Raw genomic sequence first — 10,001 nt, 5'->3', positions numbered from 1 at the left:
CTGAACCAAAGGCTCAGCAACACCCAGTTCGTTAACACGATTTCTAAGCGTAATCAGGTTTTGTTGAACAGCATAATCTTCAATCTCTTTAATTCGCGCTTCAGATAGTTTTAGCAATAAGAAGAAGCTTTCATCTTCTTCGATTGTTGTACGTGTAAACTGACGATATTCTGATGCGGCAAGCGAAACCGCTTTGTCCAATTCCTTTTCAGACTTGAACTTAACCTTGAGGCCATCAGTGCCTTCAACCAATACCGAACGATAGCGAATTTTTTCACTACGCATCGCTGTTTTAATATCACTCATTGAGACTTGAAGCTTTTGACTCAAAGCTTTATCCATATCAACTTCGAGTAAGAAGTGAACACCACCTCGCAAATCTAGACCAAGTTTCATAGGTCCAGCACCCATAGACTTAAGCCAATCAGGTGTGCTTGGTGCCATATTTAGCGCCGCAATATAATCACTACCCAAAACATCGCTTAGGACTTCTTTTGCAGATAATTGAGCTTCGTTGTCATAGAAACGAACCAAAAGGTTATTACCATTTAACTCCGCATGCTTAACAACAACATTATTTTTCTCTAATACGCTAACGACCCGCTTCTGTAGAGCATCGTCTGCTTTTAGCGAGCTTTGCGTTCCGGTCACCTGCACAGCAAAGTCATCAGGATAGAGATTAGGTAATGAGTACACTGCACCCAATGCCAGGGTGATCAGTATGAGAATATATTTCCACGCGGGGTATGTATTGAGCATCTTAGCTCCAGATCCTTTCGGTATTATTCAAAGTAATTGAGTGTGCAGGTGTTATATCACGACGCAGACCCTGTTACGCGAACAAAGCCTAAACAAACGTAAAAACATCTCGATTAGCCTAGTCGCTCACCCTTTGTGAGCGACTAACACTGATTTAGATACCTTTTAAGGTGCCTTTTGGTAATGCTGAGGCAACTGCTACTTTCTGAATGTTCATTTCAACACCCTCAGAAACTTCAACCTTAACAAACTCTTCTGAAACTTTTGTGACCTTACCAGCGATACCGCCATTCGTCACAATCTCGTCACCTTTGCTTAATTCAGAAACCAGATTTCTATGCTCTTTGGCACGCTTTGACTGTGGCCTCCACATCAAGAAGTAAAAAATCAGGATAAAGCCACCAAAGAATACCAACTGCATCATTGCACTTGGGCCTTGAGGTGAAACAGGCGCGCCTTCAGCCAGGCTAAGCGCAGAGTACATGCAGAAAGTCAGAAACAGACCAATTTTAGCGATTAATTTCATTAAGGGTTCCCCTTGTTTAGTTCTAATAGTTAGCAGTAAAATTTTTTAACTGAGCAACACTTTATTCTGCTGCGCCAGCTGTTAATTCTGGTGTTGTTTCGCCTCTTTGGGCATAGAAGGTATCAACAAAGGCCGACAATTTACCTTGTTCGATGGCCTGACGCAATCCACTCATTAAGTTCTGATAATATCTTAGGTTATGAATTGTGTTGAGTTGCGCGCCTAGCATCTCTTTACACTTATCTAAATGATGAAGATAGCTACGACTAAAGTTCTTACAGGTATAGCAGTCACATTGTTCATCGAGCGGAGATGGGTCTTCTTTATGAGCTGAATTTCTTATCTTGATAACACCCGTTGAAGTAAACAAATGGCCGTTGCGAGCATTTCTTGTCGGCATTACGCAGTCAAACATATCGATACCGCGACGAACAGACTCAACCAAGTCTTCAGGCTTCCCTACTCCCATTAAATAACGAGGCTTATCTTCAGGCATTTTATAGCCGATATGATCAAGCACCTTCATCATTTCTTCTTTCGGTTCACCAACAGATAAGCCACCAATGGCATAACCATCGAAGCCAATATTGGCTAAGCCTTCCAGGCTTTCATCACGCAAGTGCTCATACATTCCGCCCTGCACAATGCCAAATAAAGCTGAAGGGTTATCACCGTGAGCCTGTTTACTACGTTCAGCCCAGCGCATCGATAGCTCCATTGAACTACGTGCTTCTTCTTCCGTTGCAGGGTAAGGCGTACATTCGTCAAAAATCATAACGATATCTGAACCAAGCTTACGCTGAACTTCCATTGAGATTTCAGGCGTCAGCTCTACTTTAGAACCATTGATAGGGGACTTGAATGTTACACCCTTCTCGCTGATCTTACGCATATCTCCGAGGCTAAAAACCTGAAAACCTCCAGAATCAGTCAGAATTGGTTTATCCCATTGGATAAAGTCATGCAAAGTACCATGTTTCTCAACAATGTCGGTGCCCGGTCTTAGCATTAGATGAAAAGTATTTCCGAGAATAATATCCGCGCCAATCTCTTCGATATCCTTAGGTAGCATGCCTTTTACCGTACCGTAAGTGCCAACCGGCATAAACGCAGGGGTCTGTATTTTCCCACGTGGAAAGTCAATTTCTCCACGTCGAGCCAAGCCATCTGTCTGGCTGACCTTAAAGGACATACAACAATTCGATTCACTCAATGTATTACTCCGAAATATTCCCGCTAGAGGGATTTAGAAACATCGCATCACCATAACTGAAAAAGCGATACTTATTTGCAACAGCCTGCTCATAAGCATTTAAGATATTTGCCTGGCCTGAAAATGCAGATACCAACATTAATAGGGTCGATTTCGGCAAATGAAAGTTAGTAATCAGTGCATCGACACTTTTAAACTCATAACCTGGGAAAATAAATATCTCAGTATCACCGGTAAAAGCCTTAAGCTCGCCTGACTGGCTGGCAGATTCAAGACTACGAACACTAGTTGTGCCGACGCAAATAACACGACCACCTTTTCGACGAGTCGCAGTCACTTTATCAACCACGTCTTGAGTCACTTCAATCCATTCCGAATGCATTTCGTGGTCTTTAATATCGTCAACCTTTACTGGCTGGAAGGTTCCAGCACCAACATGCAAGGTAACAAAAGCTGTATCAACGCCTTTTGCTTTAAGCCTTTCAATAAGCTCATCATCAAAGTGCAAGCCTGCCGTAGGCGCTGCTGCCGCGCCTGGCTTATCGGCATAGACAGTTTGATAACGATCCTGATCCATATCCTCATCACCACGCTCAATATACGGAGGTAAAGGAATGTGGCCGTACTTTTCAAGCAGATCAAAAACCTCTAAAGACTCGGTCTCAAGAATAAACAGTGCATTCTGTCGCCCCTTCATTTCGATTACTTGCGTGCTACCATCGTCGGTATCAACAAGAATCTTGCTACCTTCTTTAGGGGAACGGCTAGACCTGACATGCGCTAAAAACGTATGACTATCAATCATTCGCTCAAAAAGAATTTCCAGTTTGCCGCCACTTTCTTTCTTCGCAAACAAACGCGCTGGAACAACCTTGGTATCATTGAATACCAGTAAGTCGTTTTCATTAACCAGCTCATAAACATCAGCAAAGGATCGATGAGCTAGTTTCCCCTCACTACCTTCGACCACCAACAAACGGCTTTGGCTTCGCTCTTCTGTCGGGTAGTTAGCAATTAGCTCGGGCGGCAAGTCAAAATCAAAATCAGAAACTTTCATACCGTCTTAGATTCTCGGTGTTTCACAGACAACGTCAGCATTTTGAGCACGATGGCGCATTAGGTGATCCAACAAAACCATTGCCATCATCGCTTCAGCAATGGGCGTAGCACGAATACCCACGCATGGGTCGTGACGCCCTTTGGTTGATACTTCAATCTGATTGCCTGCTGTATCGATACTTTTACCCGGCAAATGAATGCTTGAGGTCGGCTTCAAAGCCATATGCGCAACAATATCCTGCCCTGTTGAAATACCGCCTAAGACACCGCCCGCGTGATTCGAAAGAAACCCTTCCGGCGTCATCTCATCTCTATGCTCTGTGCCCTTTTGCTCAATACAATCAAAACCTGCACCAATTTCCACACCTTTTACGGCATTGATACTCATGAAGGCATGCGCCAGCTCGGCATCTAGCCTATCGAAGATCGGCTCTCCCAAACCTGGCGGCACATTGCGTGCAACAACAGAAATTTTCGCGCCAATAGAGTTACCCTCTTTATTCAGCGCTTTCATATAATCTTCCATCTCACCGACTTTATCGGCGTCAGGGCAGAAAAATGGATTGTCATTGACGATAGACATATCCACCTTCTCAACTTTAATTGGACCAAGCTGGGACAAGTAACCGTTGATTTCAATACCAAACGATTGTTTCAGGTATTTCTTAGCGATAGCACCCGCTGCAACACGCATTGCTGTTTCTCGAGCAGAAGAACGACCGCCCCCGCGGTAATCCCTGAAGCCATATTTCTGGTTGTAAGCATAATCAGCATGCGCAGGTCTAAAGGTCGTTGCGATATTCGAGTAGTCTTTTGAGCGCTGGTCCGTATTCTTAATCAACAAACCAATGGGCGTTCCCGTTGTTTTCCCCTCAAAGATACCAGAAAGGATCTCAACTTCATCAGCCTCTTTACGCTGCGTAGTGTAGCGCGATGTGCCCGGCTTCCGACGATCAAGGTCGACCTGTAAATCTTCTTCACTAAGCTCTATCCCCGGAGGGCAACCATCAACAATACAGCCTATCGCTTTTCCATGGCTCTCACCAAAAGAAGTGACTGTAAAAAGCTTTCCAAACGTATTACCCGACATACTATCTGCCTCTTTCTCTAGTTAAACGCTTTTGAGCGTTCAACAATAATATTCAATTCTATACCCAAGGGTAGTTTCTTAATTCTTGTGCGCGAATCACAAACACGCCGTGCCCACCCTGTTCGAACTCAACCCAAGTAAAGGGAAAATCAGGATAAGCCTCTTCTAACGCTTCCCAACTATTTCCAACCTCGACAATCATTAGGCCGTCATCACTTAAGTGCTTCGCACTTTCCGTTAGAATTCGTCTGACAATATCCAGCCCGTCAGGCCCTGCAACCAAGCCTAATACAGGCTCAGCACTATACTCTTCGGGCATGCTGTCAAAATCGTTTTGATCAACATAAGGCGGATTCGACAAAATTAAATCGTAACGAACATGTTCACCATCCGAGAACTGCGAAGGATCGCTCAAAGCACTGAAAAGATCAGAGGAAAACGCCTGAACCCGGTCATTTAATTCATACAATTCAATATTCGACTTTGCCACGGCCAGGGCATCGACTGATATATCAAACAAATCCACCTGCGCCTCTTCAAACTCCAAAGCGGCAGCGATGCCGATGCAACCACTTCCGGTACATAAATCAAGCACTCGCTCAGGCTCATTTAATAGCCAAGGTTCCATATGATGCTCGATGAGTTCGGCAATCGGAGAGCGAGGTATGAGCACTCGCTCATCGACATTGAAGCGCAAACCACAAAACCAAGCTTGTTTGGTGATATAAGCCAGTGGCTCTCGGCCTTTTGTTCTGCGCTTAATCGCATCTAAGATAAGCGCCTTCTCTTCGTCTGCCAGACGACAAGACCATAGTTCAGTCGAAAAATCCCAAGGCAGATCTAATAACTGAAGAACCAGGCTGACTGCCTCATCCCAGTTGTTGTCAGTACCATGGCCACAATAAACCTGTTCACGATTCAAACTCGAAAAAGTGTAACGAATAAAATCAGCTATCGTCTGCAAATTTGACTCACTACTTGATGCACTGCTAGCAAGTTCAGAAGAACGGGTTTGAGTCTGAGGCACGCGGGCTAATTCCTAATATCGAAAAAGCCCGCAATTATATAGAGAATCGGCAGCTGGGGGAATGGGAGACACCGAAGTCAGCAGCTAAATTTAGATTGCCTTAGTATCAAAAGCTAAATTCTTGCCAAACTTTAGCGACAACTGATCCCCTTTGTGTAGCTGCCCCACCCCCTTCGGCGTTCCGGTAAGAACAACGTCACCTGGGTTGAGCGTGAAAAAGGTACTCATATGCGCAATAAGTGGCGCGATCGGGTTCAACATATCGCTACTCTTACCATGCTGTCGCAACTCTCCATTGATACTCAAGGTAAACTCAAGCTGGTTTAAGGCTGTACAGTTCCCTAACGGAACAAATTCACTGAGCGGGCAAGCACCATCAAAGCTTTTGGCGACTTCCCAAGGGTGGGATTTTTCTTTCAACTTTGACTGCAGCTCACGCCGCGTTAGATCAAGCGCCAAACCTAAGCCTTCAATTCCTTGCTCCGCTTGTTCGGCATTTGCATTAGATAGCGTCTCTCCGATCAATACGGCAATCTCTGCCTCATAGTGGCAATCTGTGTCTGGAATAGTGAAAGGTTCACTTAAAGAGACGACAGCCGACCCTGGTTTAATAAACAGAATCGGCTCAGAAGGTATGGGGTTATTAAGCTCTTTGGCATGTTCTGCGTAATTACGCCCGACACAAACGACTTTTGTGATAGGTGATTCGAATAAACTTCCATCAACAAATTTTGCTGTATAAGGCATCACTACTCCTACTAAGCTACAAGGTCTCTAGGAGCAGTGTTCTGCGCAACTACTCCGGAGTCGCGCATTCTGTCGCAGATGGATTAAATTTACAACGGATCTTCCACAATATTGAGATAGCTTTTGCGTCGTAGGCTTTTTCATCTCTTAAGGCTAAACGAATCTTCTTAGAAAGGTTTTCATACTCTGACTTTCTTACATCATCGAGACTCACCCAGTACTTCTGTGGAATTTCACTGTGTGCCTGCTTAACTGTATTCTCGAGTTCATTAAATCGAGATAGCGCATGCTGGCGCATATTGTGAGCAAAATTTGCTGGGGCTGTTTCAGTATTGACGACCATTTCCATCACAGCATAAAGAATATTGAAGTCAACAATTCCGCCAGTTTCGCCCAAACCTTTGTATAACTCAAACGTGTTGTAAGCCAACGCGGGCGCAAACATTACGTCAACGTTGCCATTATTGAATTGCCCACCCCAAGTAGCCAACGAAGTGTGTACCGGCGATGCACCAACCACTTGGGCAAATCGCTCACTGGCTACATCAGCATTCAAAATAGACACTTTTTTGCCGCTAATTGCTGATATATCCACATTACTCTTATCTCGAACAAAGGTATAAATCTCGCCAATTGGAAACAACCCAGCCATCTGGTACTTGCCATTGGAAATCAACTTCTCTGCTTTCTTACTCGATAAGGATTTCGACAATGTTTTCAATTCTTTTAAAGTACGAATAGCGCCTGGAGCACCAAAAGCCCCGGTAAAAGGCACGAAGTCTTTTGCTAGAATATTGGTTAATAAAACGGCACTGCATTCGCCTGAACGGAAGTCATTCGAAGCAACTTTCTCATCCGTATAGGCTTCCATTTGCAAATCAATCCCCCAACTTATTGCCTTGAGCTTTGTTTCCTTCAAAAAAGAAATAAACGGCCCATTAGCACCAACAGGGTCCCAGACACAAAATTTAACCGGCGTTAAATTACTGGCATTCGCTGGCAGAGCGCTTGCGACAAGTATCAGCGTAAAGAAGAATAGTCGGGTTATTCGTGAACTCATGGTACTTCCTTTATTATTTTCAATAGAACAAGGTCTTTACCCATCCAGAAATTTGAACGACAAAATGGAACAGCAAAAAACCGAGAACGAGACAGTATCTGAATATTATTCACATTTCAATTTCAGACACTGTGATTTTCACCTAATTTGGAACAATTAGTCATGCACTCAACCGGAATAGACTGTTCTAGAATCGCTACTTATCAAACTCGATTAGGTAATAACGCGCAGGGAGAAAGAGGAAATCTAGTTTTTCTCTGCTACCACTGAGCCACTTTATCTGAAGCTGCTGATAGCTTTGTTTTTCTGCCATACCAAAATGAGCAAGAGGCTCATCAAAACTAAGAAAACCACCTCCAAGAACTTGCTGAGATAACTGCGCCGTGCTTTCATCATCAAGAGAATGACCGAGCAATTGCACGCTGGAGCCCAATACCGTTTGCCCATTAAGTCTTAGATCGATCAATATACCCGGCTCTCGAGTCTGATTGATGAAGACGCCATGGTCGGCAGCAACTCGTTGGGAGATGATATCGAGATCACCATCCCGGTCAAAATCAACCGTCACAAAGCTCGGGGTATTTAGATAATCTTCCAAGCCCATTTCCGCTTCTGCTCGGTACATTCCTTCGCCATGCTTATTCATATACAAAACATTGGTCTGGGTACGCCGCCCTGCTCCACCAAACATATAACCGTTGCCAACATAAATATCGTTCCAGCCATCATTATTCAAGTCTGCTATCTTGCTGTGCCAACTCCAATAACTTTCTGATACAGCCCAGTCTTCAGCAAGTTCTTGCCAGCCGCCCATCGAGGACATAGACAAGACATTGCGCTGAACACCCTTAGGGTATAGTGAATAGTTGATAGCTTGCTTTGGGGGAATTACTTTACTGGCAGCTCGGCATAAAGACTCAGCCACTTTGTTTTCCTGAGTCATGAGACTACAAATATCGTCTTGCCTTGATTGCCTGGCCAGTTGAATAAGCTGCGCCTGAAGACAGTCTTGTTTTCTCTTGCTCTCAGCCAAATATTGACAGATACCAACTTGCCCAGATTTGACAGCCTGATCAAGTGAAAGCAAAGCTCTACACGCCTGTAAGTCTGCAATGCCAGCCTGCTGACAATAGTCCAAACCACCCTCTTGGCCAAAAGACATATCAACACTAAAGTAATCAATTAGCTGGTCTCGATTGAGGTCGCCACTGGCGATACTCATCGTGTTAAATGCACTGTAAGCTGGCAGGTTACTATCGGCTTTAGCTACTTGGAAACGCCCCGATTTCCAGCGATATATAATATCGGGGGCATCCATATCATTTCCCACGAGCAACTCCGGCTTACCATCTCGATCAATATCCGAGAAAAGTACTGACAAGGTCTCCCCTTGCGCTCCAGGTAATGCATGTGGCTTAAAATCTCGGCGAGTATTATTGGATGAATGCTTCTTGATGGCCGCATTCTCAATATAATAATTTTGGGAACGGTGCGGATTAAAATGTCTTAAGTCGCCAGCAAACCAGCTACCCAAAGCCATATCAACATCACCATCCTGATCAACATCCTGAAATGCCGCTGACATCACTAGTTGACTGTTTTCAAGCATCAGCTCCTGATAGCGACCTTGATCAAAGCTACCGCCCTGGTTCCAATAGATTCTATTACCAGCACCATAAAACGACACAAACAAGTCAGGATAGCTATCTGCATCCAAATCAACAAAACTGACCAATACTGGGCTTAGTTCACTTCCAAACTCTAGCGTTTTTCGCTTAGCAAAGCGCCCCCCCATATTCTGATAAAGTCGTATGCGGTCGGAATAAGCAATTGCCAGGTCTGGCCATAGATCCTGGTTCGTATCCCCCGTTGCAATACCCCGGCCATAGCTGAAGGGCTCAAATAATTCGACAGCTTTCATCGCAGGCGCACTTTCCAGACCAATAGAAGCGGCTTTAGTCGGCTCAAAGCCAACAACAGAATCATCGCTATTTTGGCCTTTTAAAGCGTAAGACTTAAGCACAAAGTCCCGACCAAGCTCCGACTTAAAATGGTGCGTATCGACTAAATCTAGCCCTTTGGTTTTCGCTAGTAAGGCCTCTACCTCTTCACCTTCACTATGCAACGCTCCCGCAAGCTGATCATGCTGTTCATTTAAATACTGATAGCTCAGATCTGACAATAGCTCTGCTAAATAAGCTTGAATCGCCTCTTCGTTACATCGTGCTTTAAGAGCTGTATTACTAATCAGTGAGCACGCTTCTGAATCACCGACATTGATGCCCTGAAAGTAACGTGAAAAGTCGTCGCATGCCGCTTTAATAACAGGCTCATTCAACTGCGTGCAGAATGACTTATCAGCACCCTGCTCTAGCTTGTGATTGATTAGCAGCGCCTGACATCGCTGCACAGCGACTGAGCTTTCCAAACCTGAACAAGCATTCAAGTCTCCTTGCTGTACTAGCAATATATTCTGACGTATAAGCTTATGTTCATTGAGGCAAAATGCCGTCAAATCTT

Annotated in this window: 8 protein-coding genes and 1 pseudogene; all 9 read right to left on the bottom strand. The window is 44.5% G+C overall.

All coding sequences use genetic code 11. The features are described 5' to 3' along the window. Window positions 1–759 (bottom strand): annotated as a pseudogene (gene secD, locus A3757_RS09505) (protein translocase subunit SecD); the annotation flags it as partial. Between the two features lie 154 nt (window positions 760–913). Then, window positions 914–1,183: a preprotein translocase subunit YajC gene (gene yajC / locus A3757_RS09500; RefSeq protein ID WP_231872197.1), complete on the bottom strand. Its 270-nt coding sequence runs from the start codon at window positions 1,181–1,183 to the stop codon at window positions 914–916. A 163-nt stretch (window positions 1,184–1,346) separates the two neighbouring features. After that, window positions 1,347–2,477 carry a tRNA guanosine(34) transglycosylase Tgt gene (tgt, locus tag A3757_RS09495; protein ID WP_068510630.1) on the bottom strand — a complete coding sequence of 377 codons (1,131 nt, stop codon included), beginning with the start codon at window positions 2,475–2,477 and terminating at the stop codon, window positions 1,347–1,349. 25 nt (window positions 2,478–2,502) lie between these two features. Next, window positions 2,503–3,555 carry a tRNA preQ1(34) S-adenosylmethionine ribosyltransferase-isomerase QueA gene (queA, locus tag A3757_RS09490; protein WP_068553245.1) on the bottom strand — a complete coding sequence of 351 codons (1,053 nt, stop codon included), beginning with the start codon at window positions 3,553–3,555 and terminating at the stop codon, window positions 2,503–2,505. 6 nt (window positions 3,556–3,561) lie between these two features. Beyond that, window positions 3,562–4,647, bottom strand: a complete 1,086-nt coding sequence (aroC, locus tag A3757_RS09485; RefSeq protein WP_068567423.1) for a chorismate synthase — start codon at window positions 4,645–4,647, stop codon at window positions 3,562–3,564. Between the two features lie 58 nt (window positions 4,648–4,705). Beyond that, complete coding sequence (gene prmB / locus A3757_RS09480) at window positions 4,706–5,674, bottom strand: 50S ribosomal protein L3 N(5)-glutamine methyltransferase (RefSeq protein ID WP_068553249.1); 969 nt, start codon at window positions 5,672–5,674, stop codon at window positions 4,706–4,708. Window positions 5,675–5,764: 90 nt separating this feature from the next. Then, window positions 5,765–6,421: a fumarylacetoacetate hydrolase family protein gene (locus A3757_RS09475; RefSeq protein ID WP_068553251.1), complete on the bottom strand. Its 657-nt coding sequence runs from the start codon at window positions 6,419–6,421 to the stop codon at window positions 5,765–5,767. Between the two features lie 49 nt (window positions 6,422–6,470). Beyond that, a complete protein-coding gene (locus A3757_RS09470) occupies window positions 6,471–7,481 on the bottom strand; it encodes a putative solute-binding protein (RefSeq protein ID WP_068510642.1) in 1,011 nt (336 codons plus the stop codon). Window positions 7,482–7,677: 196 nt separating this feature from the next. After that, window positions 7,678–10,001 (bottom strand): CRTAC1 family protein (locus tag A3757_RS09465; protein ID WP_156506267.1); only part of this gene is annotated, 2,324 nt, incomplete at its 5' end.

This window comes from Oleiphilus sp. HI0117, from assembly GCF_001635235.1.
The sequence above is the reverse complement of the archived record's forward strand: the minus strand, read 5'-3'. Positions and strand labels throughout refer to the sequence as shown.